We start from the raw sequence: 16,233 nt of genomic DNA, 5'->3' as shown, positions 1-16,233 counted from the left end.
CCTCAGTTGCCGGCCAGGATGCGTTGCAGGCGTTCGGTCAGCACCTGTTCCAGCATGGTCTGGGTCTTGAACTGATCCGGGTAGTCAAACTGGATCTGCTCGCCTTTGAGCTTGTCGAGCTCGGACTGCATGTACTGGGTGGCGCTGTTGTCGGCATCGAAATACTGGGTCAGCCAGCGCTGGGCCTTCTCTAGGCTGTCGATATAGAGGGACTGCTGTTCGCGATAGACGGCGAGCTGGGCCTGCAGCAGCTTGGTCTTGAGGTTCTCCCGCAGGAAGATCTCCTGCTGCGGGGAGAGCAGGGCTTCCACGGCGCCATCGCGACGACGGATGGTGATGAAGTTTTCGGTGAACTTGACCCAGTTCTTCTTCAGGTTGCTCTGCCACTCGTCCGGGTTGGTGCTGACGGTCTGGTCGGGCTCGCTCTTGGCTTCCGGCATGCTGACGGTGGAGAGGGGCAGCAGCTCGATCTGGTCCGAGAGGGCGGCCAGCTTCAGCGTCAACCCCTCGCGATCGACCCGCGGCATCCCCTTGAGCTTGGCGATGTCTTCCGCCAGCGCCTTGCGAATGGGCATCAGGCTGGGGTCGTTGAGCGCCTTGATGCGCTCGTCGGCGTTGCCGAGCAATGTGATGGCGGAGACGATGTCGTGTTCGAGCCACAGCTTGCGGCCCGCCATGCGCACCAGGTATTCGGATTCCGCCAGCATCCAGTCATTGGGGCGCTTGTCGTCCAGATCCAGCACCTTGGTCTGCAAGGCGTCCAGCGCCTCCTGCAACTGCTGCTGGCTCTTGCCGAGGGCACCGATCTGTTCGGCATCCTTGCTGCTGCCCTGATCAATCCTGGTCATGGCGTCGGCCAGTTGCTGCTTGAGGGCTACCAGTTCGGCCTGCTGGGCAACGGCGTTCTGGTGTCCGTGCACATAGAGACCACCGGCCAGCCCCAGGGCCAGCAGGATGGCGATGCCGCCAAGCACGGTGCCAGAGCTGCCCTTCTTGCTCCCTGTCGTTCCGGGCGCGGGCTTGTTGTTGTCGGCCACGGTGGCCGCGGCACTCGGCTGGACTTCTTGCTGTTCAGTCATTCCATCTTCCTCAGTTCCAGGGCGGCCACCAGAGCCTGGTTGGATGCACCTTGGGCAATCACGATACGGGTAAAACCAGCCCCTTCTGCCATCTCGGCCACCCGGGGACTGGGCACCACCAGCAGGCGGTCATAAAGCCAGGGGTGCTGCGGGCCGGGCACCAGGGCCAGCAACCGCTGCAACAGTTCGCCACTGGTAATGAGCAAGCTGTCGAGCCCGGCTGCCTGCCAGTGGCGGGTCAATGCGTCCCCGTCAAGATCGGGGTAGTGGCGCTCGTAGGTGGCACAATAGTGCACCAGTGCGCCCCGTGAGGCCAGCGTCCGGGCGATGAGATCCCGCCCGTCGTTGCCGCGCAGGATCAGCACCCGGCGGCCACTCACCCCTTGCAGCGCCGGCAGGGCCAGCAGCCCTTCACTGCGGGGATCGGCCGGGCACAGGGCCTGGATGCCCGCCTCGGCGAAGGCATCCGCACTCGCCTGACCGACTGCAAAGTAATCAATATGTGGCCAGGTCTGACCAGTTTGCAACAGAAAATGATGTGCAAAATGAATGGCATGCATGCTGACGGCGATAACGAGGTCCGCCTCACGCAGCATGTCACCCAGGTGAGGGAGGTCGCATCCCGGCCGGGTTTCCAGCAACGGACAGCAGAGCGGTGCATGACCCAGCTGGCGCAGCATCTGCACCAGCTGGTTGGCCTGGGCGGCTGGGCGCACCACCAGGGGGACCATCAGGGGGCGCTCCGGGCAGATGACCGCGAACCGGTCCGTACTGCACTCATGCCCGGTAGACCTCGGCCAGGATGACGTCGGCGCCGGCGGCCAGCAGGCGCTGGGCCAGGGTGTGGCCCAGTGCCTCGCCCTCTGCCAGGGGGCCGCGGATCTCGTCGCGAATGACGCGGGCACCGTCCGGGCTGCCCACCAGGCCACGCAGCCATACCTCTTCTCCCTGTACCAGGGCATAGGCCCCGATGGGCACCTGACAGCCCCCTTGCAGGGCGCGGTTCATGGCGCGCTCGGTCAGCACCCGGATGCGGGTCTCGGGGTGTTCGAGCGGCGCCAGCAGGGTGTGCAGCTCGTGATCGTCGAGGCGGCATTCGATGCCGACCGCCCCCTGGCCGTTGGCGGGCAGGCTCTGCTCGGGCTCGATGAAGGCGGCGATGCGATGGGCCATCTCCAGTCGTTTCAGGCCGGCGGCGGCCAGGATGATGGCGTCATATTCACCGGCATCCAGCTTGGCGAGGCGGGTGTTGACGTTGCCCCGCAGGTCGCGGATCACGAGATCAGGGCGGGCTGCGCGCAGCTGGCACTGACGGCGCAGGCTGGAGGTGCCGACCACGGCCCCTTGAGGCAGCTCGTCTATCTGGTTGAAATGGTTGGAAACAAAGGCATCGCGCGGGTCTTCGCGCTCACAGATGGTGTGCAGGCCGAGTCCGTCGGGGAACTCCACAGGTACGTCTTTCATGGAGTGAACAGCGATGTCGGCACGCCCTTCCAGCATGGCAGTCTCCAGCTCCTTGACGAACAACCCCTTACCGCCGACCTTGGCGAGGGGGGTGTCGAGGATCTTGTCACCCTGGGTGCTCATGGGCACCAGTTCGACCTGCAGATCCGGATGGAGTACCTCCAGCCGATCTTTCACAAAATTGGCCTGCCACAGGGCCAGTGGGCTCTTTCGAGTGGCAATTTTCAGGGTTCGGGCTGCCATATCAATCAGTTGTTTCATCTTTTGAGAGGAAAACGATCTTACCACCCTTTGCAGGGGCTTTCATGGCGCAGCCCGCAAAAGCGGGGCCAAGCTCAAAAACGGGGGCTGAAAATTATTTTCATTCAGCCAATAATTGATTTTAAGCCATTGAAAATAAGTAGCTTTATTGCTTTCCGTTGATACCGTTACGAACAGGGTCAGAAATAATCCGGTGATTGTGTGCGGGCTTGTTTACCACTGCTGTTTGCATTGTTAACATGATCACACTTTTTTGACGTCTCCCCGTTTTGGTGCGTCATTTCTCTTCCCCATAGGTAGGGCATTGCTGGTTAAACTCGACACGCTGGTGGCGCGCTACGACGAACTCAATCGTCTCAAGACGCAACGAGCGCTGGATCTCATGAGTCGCTACGGGCAGCAGGTTTTCCACTTGCTGCCTGTCATGCTGCACTTCAATCACCCCCTGTTGCCCGGTTATGTGGCAGGGGATGTACCTCATGGTATCTGGAGTTTTGTCGCCAACGAGGCCCAGCAGGCCTTCATCCAGGATCTCTGCCAGAACGCCAACTGCCAGGGCGGTCTCAGTACCCACGACAAGTCCATCCAGGGCCTCTACTCCATGGGGAGCACCTCCTCCATCGGTCAGTGCTGCCACTCGGATCTCGACATCTGGGTCTGTCACGTGGCCGGTCTGTCGAGCGAGCGCCTCGCCCTGCTGGAACAGAAGTGCCAGCACCTCTCCATGTGGGCCGAGCAGCGGGGGGTCGATCTCAACTTCTTCCTGATCCCCGAAGACAAGTTCCGCCAGCGCAACGATGCCCAGATGCAGGGGGAGAGCTGCGGCAGCGCCCAGCACCTGCTGCTGCTCGACGAGTTCTACCGCAGCGCCATGCACATCGCCGGCAAGCGGCTGCTCTGGTATCTGGTGCCGGCCGAATATGACGATCACTACGACGACTACGTCAACGGCCTGTTTGCCCACGGCAAGTTGAGCCAGGATGACTGGCTCGATCTGGGGGGCTTTGATCGCATTCCTGCCGAGGAGTACTTCGGCTCCGCCCTGTGGCAGCTCTACAAGGGAATCGACTCCCCCTACAAGGCGGTGCTCAAGTCGGTGCTGATGGAGGCCTACTCCCACGAGTATCCCAACACCCGGCTACTGTCGGTGACCAGTCGCGACTGGTTCCAGCACAACGAGGGGATGCACTACCGCCTCGACAACTACTGCCTGATGCTGGACAAGGTGACCAACTACCTCAAGTCCATCGGCGACATGCAGCGCCTCGATCTGGTGCGTCGCTGCTTCTATCTGAAGGTGTGCGACGGGCTGAGCCATCCCAAGGAAGATCACTCCCCGGACTGGCGCCGGGAGCAGATGGCCCAGCTGGTAGCCTACTGGGGCTGGAGTCCGGAGCGCCTTTACCACCTTGATCACCGCCAGGAGTGGAAGGTCGAGGACGTCAAGGTGGCCTACGCCGAGTTGCTGGAGGCTCTGATGCAGAGCTACCGCAATCTCATCCAGTTCGCCCGACGCAACAACATCAGCGAGTCCATCAACCCGGAAGACATCGGCATCCTGTCGCGCAAGCTCTATGCCGCATTCGAGAGCCTGCCGGGCAAGGTGCAGCGCATCAACCTCAAGATTGCGCCGGATCTTGGCGAGCCGGATCTCAGCCTGGTCCAGGTACCCCACGGCCGCCTGAATCGCGCCGGCTGGTATCTCTACAAGCATTCCCTCGAACCCGCCGACATCATCGGCCGGGCGCCGCTCGAATATAACGGCTACATCAGCAAGCTGGTGGCCTGGGCCTATTTCAACGGCCTGCTGACGCCCCAGTCCCGGGTGCACCTGTTCAACCAGGGCTCGGATCTGCACATCGACAACCTGCACCAGTTCTGTCGCGATCTCTCCGGCACCTTCCCGGTCAAGTATCCCCGCGCGACCAACCTGGCCCTGAGCCGGCCGTGCGAGATCCGCCAGCTCTCCATCTTCCTGAACCTGGAGACGGACCCGTCCAGTCACTGGGTGGGGCAGGTGATCGAGTTCGATGCCAACGCCGCGGACGTCTTCTCGTTCGGTCGCAACCAGGAGTGTCTGGTGGGATCCGTGGATCTCGTCTATCGCAACTCCTGGAGCGAGATCCGCACCCTGCACTTCGAGGGAGAGGAAGCCGTGGTGGACGCCCTCACCACCATCCTCGGCAAGATGCACCAGGACGCCGCGGCCCCCGAGATGATCGAGGTGTTCTGCTACAGCCAGCACTTCCGCTCCCTGGTGCGCACCCGCTTCCAGCAGCTTGTGGCTGAATGCATCGAGTTGCGTCTGGCCCGGGACAAGCAGCAGCTGGTCAAGACGCTGGCGCTCGGCAAGGAGAAGTACGGCATCTTCTTCGAGCGGCGCGGGGTGTCGGTCAAGAAGCTGGAAAACGCCATCGACTTCTACCGCCACATCTCCCACAACAAGCTGGATCACCTGCCGCTGCGCCTCGACAAGACCCACAGCCAGCACCTGCCCGGCATCGTCGACGCCTACGCCAGCGAAGGGCTGGTGCAGTTCTTCTTCGATACCCGGGATGCAGGCACCAACATCTATATCCTGGACGAGGCGAACCGGGTGGAGATCTACCAGCACTTCGCCGGCAACAAGGACGAACTGGTACAGGGGGTGAACCGGTTCTACACCTCGGGTCACGAGCGATTCAGCAATGTGGGTCAGTTCAGCAACTTCAACCTGCCCCAGTACTACGAAATCGTGCAGGTGGGTGACAAACTCGATGTGATCCCCTACCGCAGCCAGAGCCCGCAGCGGGACAACCCAGGAGCGGCGCGGGAAGTAGGATGATACGCTGATAACCGCACCGGCAAGATGGCAAACGGCCTGCATGATGCAGGCCGTTGTCGTATCCGTGGTGCGGGAATCTGGTGTGGAGGGGGCCGCGGCCAGTGGGGGATGCCGTCGAGCATCGCCGTCAGGGATGAAAGCAAACGGCCTGCTGATGCAGGCCGTTGTCTTACCCGTGATCCGACAATCAGGCACCGAGGCGGGCCAGCAACCATCTGCGAATGTCGCCCAGCTGGGGGCGGCAGATCTCGTGGCGCATGGGGTATTCGTGCCACTCGGGGCTGAGTCCCGCCGCTTCCAGCCGGTTCTTGGCGTCCCAGCCCATGGAGAGGTTCACCACGTCGTCATAGATGCCGTGCATGTAGCAGATGGGCAGGGCGCGGGCCGCCTCGCTCATCTCGCCGGGCAGGGCATCGGGTACCGCCAGATAGGTGGACATGCAGAGCAGGCCTGCCAGTGGCACCGGATGGCGCAGGGCGGTGAAGGAGGCGATGACGCCCCCCTGGGAGAAGCCGGCCAGCACGATGCGCTCGGGGGCGAAACCCTCGGCCACCAACTGTTCAATCAGCGAGGCGATACGGGCCGCTGACTCCCTGACATGGGACTCCACGGCGCGATCCGCCGGATCCTCGAAGCTCTTGATGTCGTACCAGCCGCGCATCCGGTAGCCCATGTTGATGGTGATGGGACGCTCGGGAGCATCCGGCAGCAGATGGCGGACGGGCAGGTCGGCGGGCAGGGCCAGCGCCTCCACCAGGGGGGCGAGGCCGGCGCCGGAGTCCCCCAGCCCGTGCAGCCAGATCACCGCATGGCGGGCACCTTCGGGATGCAGATCCGTCATGAGAAGACCACGGGCTCGCCGGCCTGGGTGGTGCAGGCCCGGGTCAGCAGGGCCTTGAGCTCGTCGCCGAAGCGGTTGTCGATCCAGCTGTCACCGCGCAGCTCGAAGTGGAAGCCGTTCTCCCGGGTAGCGACCCAGATCTGGTGCAGGGGCTCCTGCTTGTTGATGATGACCTTGGTCTTGTTCTCGAAGCTCAAGGTCAGCACCCCGCCTGCGCGTTCGCAGTCGATATCCGGATACCCCTCGTCGATGGTGTCTTCCACATACTGGAAAAAGGCGTCGGTCAGGGCGTGATACTCGTGATCCTTCATCGGTTTATCCTGTTGCTTTTAACAATGTGAGTGCGATTATAGAGGGCCAAAAATTTTTTCGCAGCGAACCATTATGATTACCCAGTTCACCAAGTGCCTGTTTGCCGCGTCGCTGTCGCTCGGGTTGGCCGCCTGTGGCCTGACGGGGCCGCTCTACATGCCGCCGGCCGAACAGCCCGCACCTGCAGAGCAGACACAGCCCATGACAGAGAGTACACCGCAAGCCGCCTCGCCTGCGACCGCTACACCGGCCTCAGAGGCCGCGCCGCAATAATCTAGGAAGGAACCGCCCACTTGGATCACTTTAACTACGACGCAGACGGTCAGCTTCAGGCCGAACAGCTTCCCCTGCAACAGCTTGCCGACCAGTACGGCACTCCGCTCTATGTCTACTCCCGCGCCACCCTGGAACGCCACTGGCATGCCTTCGACCAGGCGGCTGGCGACATTCCCCACCTGATCTGCTATGCGGTCAAGGCCAACTCCAACCTGGCCCTGCTCAATCTGCTGGCACGCCTCGGTTCGGGCTTTGACATCGTCTCCGGCGGCGAGCTGTCCCGGGTGCTGGCGGCGGGCGGTGATCCGGCCAAGGTGGTCTTCTCCGGCGTCGCCAAGAGCGAAGCCGAGATGCGCCTTGCGCTGGAAAAAGAGATCCTCTGCTTCAACCTGGAGTCCGAAGCCGAGCTGGAGCGCCTGAACCGGGTCGCAGGCAGCATGGGCAAGAAGGCGCGGGTCTCGGTGCGGGTCAACCCGGACATCGACGCAGGCACGCACCCCTATATCTCCACCGGCCTCAAGCAGAACAAGTTCGGCATCCCCATCGAACAGGCGCCCGCCATCTACCGCAAGGCAGCGGCCATGGCCCACATCGAGATCAAGGGGGTGGATTGCCACATCGGCTCGCAACTCACTGAATTGAATCCCTTTATGGAGGCGGCGGACAAGCTGCTCAAGCTCATCGACGAGCTGGCGGCGGAAGGCATCCACATCCATCACCTGGACGTGGGCGGCGGTCTGGGGGTCAACTACGGCGCCGAGCAGCCGCCGCACCCCACCGAGTATGCCGAGGCGCTCAAGCAGAAGCTGGCGGGCCGGGATCTGACCCTCTTGTTCGAACCGGGCCGCGCCATCGTCGCCAACGCCGGTGTGCTGTTGACCCGGGTCGAGTTCCTCAAACCCGGCGAGACTCGCAACTTCGCCCTGATCGACGCCGGCATGAACGATCTGCTGCGCCCCTCCCTCTACGGCGCCTGGATGAACATCATCGAGGTGGACAGCCGGGCGACCCACGAGAAGGCACTCTATGACGTGGTGGGCCCGGTGTGCGAGACCGGCGACTTCCTCGGCAAGGAGCGTACCCTGGCGATTGCCGAGGGCTCCCTGCTGGCGGTGCGTTCCGCTGGCGCCTACGGCTTTACCATGTCCTCCAACTACAACACCCGACCCCGTGCGGCCGAGGTGCTGGTGGACGGTGACCAGGCGCACCTCATCCGTGAGCGGGAGCAGTTGGCGGATCTCTGGCGTGGCGAGCACCTGCTGCCGTGATGGATGGATTTTCAGCGTTCCTCCATGTGAGAGCGTGATTAACGGTGAGACAGGAACGCGCGATGTTGATTGAGTTTTCCAAAATGCACGGCCTCGGTAACGACTTCATGGTGGTGGATGGCGTCACCCAGAAGGTGTTCTTCAGCAACGACATCATCAAGAAGCTGGCGGATCGTCACTTCGGTATCGGCTTCGACCAGCTGTTGCTGGTGGAGCCGCCCTATGACCCCGAGCTCGACTTCCATTACCGCATCTTCAATGCCGACGGCAGCGAGGTGGAACAGTGCGGCAACGGGGCCCGTTGCTTCGCCCGTTTCGTGCGTCTCAAGGGGCTGGTCAACCGGGATCGCATCGCGGTCAGCACCGCCCGGGGCCGCATCACCCTGCAGCTGGAAGGGGAGAACCAGGTCACGGTCAACATGGGGGTGCCCCAGTTCGAGCCGGGCAAGATCCCGTTCCGTGCCCAGAAGGCGGAGAAGACGTATCTGCTGCGGGCCCAGGATCACACCGTGATGTGCGGTGCCGTCTCCATGGGCAACCCTCACTGCGTCATCGAGGTGCCCTCGGTGGCCGATGCGCCGGTGGAGACCCTGGGACCCATCATGGAGCGCCACGAGCGCTTCCCCGAGCGGGTCAACGTCGGCTTCATGGAGATGGTCAACGCCAGCGAGATCAAGCTGCGGGTCTTCGAGCGCGGGGTGGGGGAGACCCTGGCCTGCGGTACCGGGGCCTGTGCGGCCGTGGTGATAGGCATCAGCCAGGGCAAGCTCAAGGAGCGGGTCACCGTCACCCTGCCGGGTGGCAAGCTGACCATCGCCTGGAAGGGACCGGGTCAGCCCGTCTACATGACGGGGCCGGCCGAGCACGTCTTTGACGGCCAGATAGAGTTGTAGACAAGGAGCGGGTGATCCCGCTCCATCAACGGATCATATCGGGGCCCTTGGCCCCTTTTTCGGATGGATCAACCAAGTTATGAGCGAACTCAAACGGCAGGAATCACTGGTGGATGAAGCCACAGTGCTGGAGTACCTGGCCCGTTATCCCGAGTTTTTCCTGCGTCACGGGGCCATGCTGGACAAGATCCGCATTCCCCATGCGCAAAAGGGCACCATCTCCCTGGTGGAGCGCCAGCTGGACAGACAGCGGGAGCGCATCGAGCAGCTGGAGCAGGAGATCACCGAACTGATGGGGGTCGCCAGCGAGAACGAGCGGATCTTCCGGGTCTATGCGGATCTCTACGGGGAGATCTACGGCTGCCAGACCCTGTTCGAGCTGAGCGCCGTGATGGGCAAGGCCTTCGTCCAGCGGCTGCGACTCACCGGCCTGCGGCTCTGGCTCAATCCCAGGCATTTCCAGCTGAGCGGCCCCGAGCAGCGTTTCCTGGCGCAGGGCAAACAGCTCGAACAACTGCTGGGGCAGCGCCTGCCCGGCACGGACTACTATTTCGGTCGCCTCAACCAGAGCGAGAAGCAGGCGCTGTTTGGCAATGATGTGCTGGTCAACTCGGTGGCCCTGATGCGGCTCGGGGAGCTCGGCGTGCTGGCCTTCGCGAGCTCGGATCCCAGCCACTTCACCCCTCACAACGACACCCTGCTGCTGGGTCAGCTGGGGCGTCTGCTGCAGCTGCGTCTGCCCGAGCTGGCCCGTGGCTAAGGCAACGACCCGATCCCCTGCCAAGGTGCTCCCTGCCGCCGACCCTCTGCCGGTCGCACTGGCGGGGGAGCTGGACGCCTTTATCGAATACCTGCGGGTCGAGCGCCAGCTCAGCCCCCACACCCGCAGCAACTATCAGGCCCACTTAGAAGCGATGACCGCCGAGCTGGTGAAGCTCGGGGTCGACGACTGGGCCCGGCTCGAGGCGAGCCAGGTGCGCAGTCTGGTGACCCGGATGCACAAGGGGGGGCTGGCGCCCCGTTCCCTTGCCACCAAGGTGTCGGCCCTGCGCAGCTTCTGCGACTGGCAGGTGCGCCAGGGGCGGCTCACCGCCAACCCGGCGCGTGGCATCGTCACCCCCAAGCAGGGGCGGCCCCTGCCCAAGAACCTGGACGTGGACGAGATGTACCAGCTGCTCAACATCACCGACGAGCAGGATCCGCTGGCGGTGCGGGATCGCGCCATCATGGAGTTGATGTACTCCTCCGGCCTGCGCCTTGCCGAGCTGGTGGGGCTCAACCTCGCGGACGTGAAGCTCGAGGAGCGCCAGCTCAGGGTGATCGGCAAGGGCTCGCGGGAGCGGGTGCTGCCCATCGGGCGGATGGCGGTGGAGTGGTTGCACAAGTGGCTCAAGGTACGCCCCCTGCTGGCCGGTGACGAGGGGGAGGCATTGTTCGTCTCCAAGCGCAGGCAGCGGCTCTCGGCCCGCTCGGTACAGGAGCGGCTCGACGGCTGGGGCAACAAGCAGGCGCTCAATGCCCACGTGCACCCCCACAAGCTGCGCCACAGCTTCGCCACCCACATGCTGGAATCCTCCGGCGACCTGCGGGCGGTGCAGGAGCTGCTGGGGCATGCGGATCTCTCCACCACCCAGATCTATACCCACCTCGACTTCCAGCATCTGGCCAAGGTATATGACAGTGCCCACCCGCGGGCGAAGCGGGATCCGGAAACGCCGGAGGATGAGTGATGTGGTGTGCGATCTGCGGGGATGACAATCTCCACGTCGCCCCGGTCAGGCGGGAGCCCGCAACGCCAGAGGATGAGGAGTAAAGAGGAACAGCCATGCAGTTTTACCGTCGCTGGCAGCCGGTGGCCGCCATCTCGTTCGATCTGGACGACACCCTCTATGACAACGGCCCCGCCATCGCGCGGGCGGAACAGTGGATGCTGGACCACCTGCGCAGCGAATACCTGGCTACCGCCATGCTGGACAAGCCGCGCTGGCTCGCGCTCAAGCGCCAGTTGCTGCTGGACCACCCGGCGCTGAGCCACGACGTCAGCCTGGCGCGCCAGCGGGGCATTCGCGAGGCCCTGGTGCAGGGGGGCATGGAGCCCGGGCTGGCGGAGCAGCAGGCCCGGGCGGTGTTCACCGGCTTCATGGCCGAGCGCTCGAAGATAGAGGTGAGCGAGGCGACTCACGCCCTGCTGGCTCGTCTGGCGGCGCGCTACCCGCTGGCGGTGATCACCAACGGCAACCTGGATCTGGAGCAGGCGGGTCTGGCTGGCTACTTCACCCTGGTCTGCAAGGCGGGAGCGGGAGCCAGAATGAAACCGGCGCCCGACATGTTCGTGCAGGTGCAAGAAGCCCTGGGGCTGACCCCCGGCCGCATCCTCCATGTGGGGGATCACCCGGTGACCGACGTGCTGGGTGCCAGGCTGCACGGCTTTCGGGCCGCCTGGCTCAACGAGAGCGGTCAGTCCTGGCAGTCGCTGTCGCTGCTGCCGGATGTGGAGCTGGGGCAGTTGCAGGATCTGGCCACCCTGCTGCTCTGAGCTGGGGATGAGGGACAGATTCCGTGATCTATATCTGGCAATAACAACAAGGGAGCAAGGGCGTGAAGGGAATGAAGGGTGTCATCTGGCTGGCGATCCCCGTGATGCTGGCGGGATGCGATCTGGTGCAAGACCGTTACCGGATGGAGTTCAGGGACGGATCCTGGCGGGAGATCGCCATCTCCCCGTTTTCCGACGAGGCGCGCTGGCGCGAGGGGTGTGCCACCGGCGAGATCCAGGTGGACATGACCCTGCCCCTGAAACGGGGCAAGGTGGTGAATGGCCGGGAGCAACTGCTCATCGGTGGCGAGCTGTTCGAGCTGGAGGATGCCCGTCTCTATCGCGGCAACGGCATGGTGCTCGGGCAGGCCCCGGACCATATCCAGCGGGGCCTCAAGGGGCTGGATGTCTGCCGAACCCTGCGCCCTGATCGCGGGGCCCTGCCCAAGCTCAAGGGCAAGGGATTTGGCGACTAGCCCGTCTGCTGCCTGAGCGGGCGGCAGGCGTCGCCGAAGGCAGTGGGCAGCTTGATGGCGTGGGGGGGTCACAGGCCCGTCACGTCGGATGCCTCTGGGCAGCCCCCGATGTACAAGGCCCTGCCCAGGCTCAAGGGCAAGGGGTCGGCGACTAGCCGACCTGCTGCCTGAACCGGCGGCAGGCGTCGCCAAAGGCGGTGAAGAGCTTGATGGAGTAGGGGTTCTCGCTGGCCTTCCACTCCGGGTGCCACTGCACCGCCAGCAGGAAGGGGGAGAGGGCGGGAGCGTGGATCGCCTCGATCAGCCCGTCTTCGGCATGGGCCAGGGGGGCCAGCCCCTGGGCCAGCGTCTTGATCCCCTGCCCGTGGAGGGAGTTGACCGGAATCGACGGCTGCCCCATCAGCTCGGCCAGCCAGGTACCGGGCACCAGCTCGACCTGATGGCTCTCGCCATACTGCTCGTCCACCGGGTCATCCGCATCCTCCCGATGATCGTCATAACCCGGCTCGCAATAGACCTTCTGGTGAATGTCGCCTCCCAGGGCCACGTTGATCTCCTGCATGCCGCGGCAGATCCCGAGGATCGGCAGGCCACGGTCGAGGGCGGCGCGCACCAGGGGAATATCGAACAGATCCCTGTCCCTGTCCTGGGGCTTCTCCGGGGTGAGGTTCTCCTGGCCATAGAGGGCAGGATCGATGTTGGAGCCAGCACCGCTCAGATAGACCCCGTCGGCGAGGTCCAGATACTGCTCCAGATCCTCGGTGCCACAGCAGGTGGGCACCAGCAGCGGCACGCAGCCGCTGATCTCCACCAGAGGCTTGATGTATTTGTGGGTCATGACCTGGTAGGCGTGGCCACTGCGGGCCTGGGCCCCCATGGTCATCAGCACGACGGGTTTGTTATGGGAACTGGGGTTGGGCATAGGTCACCTTGGCTATCCTTGGCGGTCTCATCCTGCGCCTTGGGAAGGCCCTTGCCGCCTCGGCTCGCAAGGGCATGCCTCAAGGCATGGTCGTGGGATCAGGGTCGCGCCAGCGTGCCAGAATCGTCGGTCAGCCTTGGCAACGACAGCCTGGATCCTGCCTCCAGTCTGCCAAGGCCGTTCAATATGTCAAACAAAATGATGCAATTATGTTAACCGTTGATGTCGAGATGCGGCTGCGAGTCCCATTTAAAGGGGCTTGAGGGGGGGTGCCTGGTGCGGCGAGAGATTTGATGGTGGATATATTAAACATCTGGCCGGGCGGCCGGATAGCAGAAGGGGCCCACAGGGCCCCTTGTCGACTCAGGCGTTCAGGATGAAACGTTCGATCACCTGGGCGACCCCGTCTTCATCGTTGCGCCCCGTGGTGTGCTGTGCCAGCGCCTTGATCTCGTCGGTGGCGTTGCCCATGGCGACCCCGAGTCCGGCGTAGGCGATCATGTGGTGATCGTTGCCCGCATCTCCCACCGCGATCACCTGGGAGGCATCCAGCCCCAGGTGCTCGGCCAGGGCGGCGACGCCGGTGCCCTTGTTGCTGCGTTTGTTCATGAACTCGAGGAAGTAGGGGGCGCTGCGCACCACGGTATAGCGCTCGTGGAGTTCGGCGGGCAGCTGGGCGATGGCACGGGAGAGCAGGGGCTCTGGGTCAATCATCATCACCTTCATGATCTGCTCGTCGTCGGGCAGGGTGGCGAAGTCCACCAGGTTGATGGGTTGACCGATGAGGCGGGATTCGTGCTCGGTGTAGGGGCTGATCCTGGGGCTGATGAGCCCCTGGCGGACGGAGAAGCCGTGGATGTTCACCCCCAGCTCACAGGCCAGGTAGGCGATGGCACGGGCATCGCTGCCGGTCAGCAACTGGCTGCGGATGATGCGTTGCTCGGACACCTGCTGCACCAGGGCGCCGTTGTAGCAGATGACGTAGTCATCCTGGCCGGTGAGGCCCAGCTCGGTCAGGGCGGCGGTCATGCCTTCCAGCGGGCGGCCGGAGGCCAGCACCACGGTCACGCCCTTGGCGCGGGCTGCCGCGATGGCGGCCTGGGTGCGGGGGGAGATTCGGCCCTCTGGGGTCAGCAGGGTGCCATCCATATCCAATGCGATCAGCTTGTACATCTTCTCACTACCTGAGTCTGGCCGGCCCGCCCGATGGGGCCATGGGGAGGCCGAGTGTAGCGAAAATCGCCGCCGGGATCACGCCGCCTGCCGACGCTGGGGCACGTTGCCCCTCAGCGCTGGCCCTGGTAGGGGGTCAGTTGCAGCTGATCTTCCCGGATGGCGAAGTGGATGGGGCCGTGCTCGATATCGACCCTGTTGTGGTGATGGGCCATCTCCACCTCGACGCCGGGGAAGAGGCGCTGGGTGGCGATGATGTCCATGTTGGCCATGAGCGCCTGCAGTTCCCGCTGCGCCTCGGCGAGCTGCTCGTCCAGGCTCTTGCTCTCGTCGAACTGGCGGGTGCGCAGCGCCTTGATCTTCTGCAGGGTCTCGGGATTGCGCTTGTCACGGGGCAGTTGCAGCAGCCGCAGGATGAGATCCTGCAGCTTGTCTATCTGCTCGGCGCAGGTCTGTTTGCGCTGGCGCAGCGCCAGCTCCTGCTCCTTCTGGCTGAAATAGCCACCGAGGATCTGCAACCGGGTCCGGTTGGCCGCCGAGGCTCCGAGCACCGGGGCCATGATGAGCCGGTTGGCGATGTTGATGCCGCCGATGAGGTGCCCCTTGCGCATGGCGCTGTCCCCCACCTTGAGATCCTGGCCGCTGCGGCAATAGCAGTGACTGAGCTGGCTCAGGAGATGGATGTCGCCATCGGCCTCCAGCTTGGCGTACTGGGCATAGCTGGCGTGGATCTCCCCCCCGGCGTTGAGGTGGCAGAGGTATTCGTCGTCCGCCAGCTTGCGCCCTATGATGCCGTTGCGCACCGTGATGGTGCCGCCGGATTCGATGTAGCCGCCCTCGACGAAGCCGCCGATCACCACGTCCCCACTGGTCTTGACGCGCATGCCGGGCATGACGTCCCCGGTGACCAGCAGGGATCCCTCGAACTCGACGTGGCCGTGGCGGATGTCGACCTGCTTGACGTTGAGCACCTCGTCGACCCGCATCCCGGCACGCTCCTGACAGGGGAGCCCCGGGCGGGTCGCCAGCAGCAGGTCCGGATCCTCGGGGGAGAGGCAGGTGCCGTCACCCGGCGTCATGGCGCTCTCCTTGCCGTGGCGGGCGGTCAGGGTCTGGCCCGTCACGGTGAAGCCGTCGATGCCCTGGGTGGCGGGGTGCCTGCGCATCAGCAACGCCCCCGCCTTGACGGTGAGCAGGGTGCCGAGGTCGCGCATGTCCACCTTGCCGTGATCCCGCTCCTGGGGTTTGAGGATCCGCTCGGCTGCGGTCTCCACCAGCCGCTCCAGGCGGGTATCCAGGCCGTGCCTGGCGGCCTTGCCGAGGGCGATGACGGGATTGAGCTGGGCACCAGGGGCCGCCTCACCCGCTGCCTGGATGGCGGCGGCAAGCAGCCGCTCGCTCACCCCCTGCTTGACCGTGCTGGCCGCCAGGGCCTCCTGCAACTGGGCCAGGGTCAGGGGCTGGCCACCCCAGTCCGCGGTGATCTGCGCCCTGGCGCTCATCTGGTCCTTGTCCACCTGGATGAGCAGCCTGGCATCCTGGCGCCGGGCAATGGGGACTGGCGGATGCGCGGGGGCATCCGGCTCTGCAATGAGGGCGTTGAGCAGGGTGACGGCTTCGCGGATCCCCTCGCCGAGGGGTTCGTAGCGCCGACAGTTGGAGAGTCGCAGCAGGGCCAGGACGTCGCTTTCCTGGATGGGCTCGGTGAGGCCCGGGGTGATGCGCAGGCAGACATAGCTCATGTCGGCCGACAGCTGAAACCACGCTTTGCTTAACACCGGGCCCTCCTTCGTTGTCCCTGTCCGGTTTGCCCCATGCCGGGGCCTCTCCTTGCCGGCATCCAATGCCGCCGGGGCGGATCCAACGCGCAGTATTCGGGTATTTTTCCTTCCGGGTCAATGATCTGAA

At 64.1% G+C, this 16,233-nt stretch carries 16 protein-coding genes; 8 read left to right on the top strand and 8 right to left on the bottom strand.

Features of this window, described 5'->3' with window-relative positions; all coding sequences use genetic code 11:
- Nucleotides 1-2: 2 nt before the first annotated feature.
- From AB5Y89_RS09955 to hemC, 3 genes are read right to left on the bottom strand one after another with little or no spacing between them, the layout of a single operon-like run.
- On the bottom strand, nt 3-1,079 hold the full coding sequence (locus tag AB5Y89_RS09955) for a uroporphyrinogen-III C-methyltransferase (protein ID WP_268451483.1): 1,077 nt from the start codon (nt 1,077-1,079) through the stop codon (nt 3-5).
- The gene (locus tag AB5Y89_RS09950; RefSeq protein WP_268451485.1) at nt 1,076-1,810 is read right to left on the bottom strand and encodes a uroporphyrinogen-III synthase; all 735 of its coding nucleotides are present in this window, start codon (nt 1,808-1,810) and stop codon (nt 1,076-1,078) included. Before AB5Y89_RS09950 ends, AB5Y89_RS09955 begins: the two co-directional genes overlap by 4 nt.
- Nucleotides 1,811-1,856: 46 nt before the next feature.
- On the bottom strand, nt 1,857-2,786 hold the full coding sequence (hemC, locus tag AB5Y89_RS09945) for a hydroxymethylbilane synthase (protein WP_368223663.1): 930 nt from the start codon (nt 2,784-2,786) through the stop codon (nt 1,857-1,859).
- Nucleotides 2,787-3,108: 322 nt separating this feature from the next.
- Here hemC and AB5Y89_RS09940 point away from each other — a divergent pair, with 322 nt between their 5' ends.
- The gene (locus tag AB5Y89_RS09940) at nt 3,109-5,628 is read left to right on the top strand and encodes a class I adenylate cyclase (RefSeq protein ID WP_268451489.1); all 2,520 of its coding nucleotides are present in this window, start codon (nt 3,109-3,111) and stop codon (nt 5,626-5,628) included.
- Between the two features lie 187 nt (nt 5,629-5,815).
- Here the strand turns inward: AB5Y89_RS09940 and AB5Y89_RS09935 are convergent, their stop codons facing one another.
- Both AB5Y89_RS09935 and cyaY read right to left on the bottom strand, forming a co-directional pair.
- Nucleotides 5,816-6,469, bottom strand: coding sequence for an alpha/beta hydrolase (locus tag AB5Y89_RS09935; RefSeq protein ID WP_368223661.1), 654 nt, complete (start codon nt 6,467-6,469; stop codon nt 5,816-5,818).
- Nucleotides 6,466-6,780, bottom strand: coding sequence for an iron donor protein CyaY (gene cyaY / locus AB5Y89_RS09930; protein WP_010672698.1), 315 nt, complete (start codon nt 6,778-6,780; stop codon nt 6,466-6,468). Before cyaY ends, AB5Y89_RS09935 begins: the two co-directional genes overlap by 4 nt.
- A 73-nt stretch (nt 6,781-6,853) precedes the next feature.
- Between cyaY and AB5Y89_RS09925 the strand changes: the two genes are divergently transcribed.
- The 7 genes from AB5Y89_RS09925 to AB5Y89_RS09895 all read left to right on the top strand — a co-directional run bounded on the left by AB5Y89_RS09925 (nt 6,854) and on the right by AB5Y89_RS09895 (nt 12,230).
- Nucleotides 6,854-7,054, top strand: a complete 201-nt coding sequence (locus tag AB5Y89_RS09925; protein ID WP_109112268.1) for a lipoprotein — start codon at nt 6,854-6,856, stop codon at nt 7,052-7,054.
- A 20-nt stretch (nt 7,055-7,074) separates the two neighbouring features.
- Complete coding sequence (gene lysA, locus AB5Y89_RS09920) at nt 7,075-8,325, top strand: diaminopimelate decarboxylase (protein ID WP_039039806.1); 1,251 nt, start codon at nt 7,075-7,077, stop codon at nt 8,323-8,325.
- Nucleotides 8,326-8,387: 62 nt separating this feature from the next.
- Nucleotides 8,388-9,218 (top strand): diaminopimelate epimerase, encoded by an 831-nt coding sequence (dapF, locus tag AB5Y89_RS09915; protein ID WP_029313578.1) that lies wholly within the window; start codon nt 8,388-8,390, stop codon nt 9,216-9,218.
- Nucleotides 9,219-9,297: 79 nt separating this feature from the next.
- Nucleotides 9,298-9,978: a DUF484 family protein gene (locus AB5Y89_RS09910; protein WP_010672702.1), complete on the top strand. Its 681-nt coding sequence runs from the start codon at nt 9,298-9,300 to the stop codon at nt 9,976-9,978.
- Nucleotides 9,971-10,948, top strand: a complete 978-nt coding sequence (gene xerC, locus AB5Y89_RS09905; protein ID WP_049637244.1) for a tyrosine recombinase XerC — start codon at nt 9,971-9,973, stop codon at nt 10,946-10,948. Before AB5Y89_RS09910 ends, xerC begins: the two co-directional genes overlap by 8 nt.
- Before the next feature lie 95 nt (nt 10,949-11,043).
- A complete protein-coding gene (locus AB5Y89_RS09900) occupies nt 11,044-11,754 on the top strand; it encodes an HAD-IA family hydrolase (RefSeq protein ID WP_128296375.1) in 711 nt (236 codons plus the stop codon).
- 71 nt (nt 11,755-11,825) lie between these two features.
- Entirely contained in the window at nt 11,826-12,230 is a 405-nt protein-coding gene (locus tag AB5Y89_RS09895) for a hypothetical protein (protein ID WP_010672705.1), read from the top strand.
- Nucleotides 12,231-12,381: 151 nt separating this feature from the next.
- Here AB5Y89_RS09895 and AB5Y89_RS09890 read toward each other — a convergent pair whose 3' ends face one another.
- The 3 genes from AB5Y89_RS09890 to AB5Y89_RS09880 form a co-directional block, all read right to left on the bottom strand.
- Nucleotides 12,382-13,152 carry a gamma-glutamyl-gamma-aminobutyrate hydrolase family protein gene (locus AB5Y89_RS09890; RefSeq protein ID WP_368223658.1) on the bottom strand — a complete coding sequence of 257 codons (771 nt, stop codon included), beginning with the start codon at nt 13,150-13,152 and terminating at the stop codon, nt 12,382-12,384.
- A 363-nt stretch (nt 13,153-13,515) separates the two neighbouring features.
- Nucleotides 13,516-14,325, bottom strand: a complete 810-nt coding sequence (yidA, locus tag AB5Y89_RS09885; protein ID WP_368223657.1) for a sugar-phosphatase — start codon at nt 14,323-14,325, stop codon at nt 13,516-13,518.
- Nucleotides 14,326-14,438: 113 nt separating this feature from the next.
- Nucleotides 14,439-16,103, bottom strand: coding sequence for a FapA family protein (locus AB5Y89_RS09880; protein ID WP_368223655.1), 1,665 nt, complete (start codon nt 16,101-16,103; stop codon nt 14,439-14,441).
- Nucleotides 16,104-16,233 lie beyond the last annotated feature (130 nt).

Source organism: Aeromonas sp. s4 (assembly GCF_040907855.1).
Lineage (GTDB): Bacteria > Pseudomonadota > Gammaproteobacteria > Enterobacterales > Aeromonadaceae > Aeromonas > Aeromonas caviae.
This window is presented reverse-complemented; position numbering and strand designations above follow the sequence as displayed.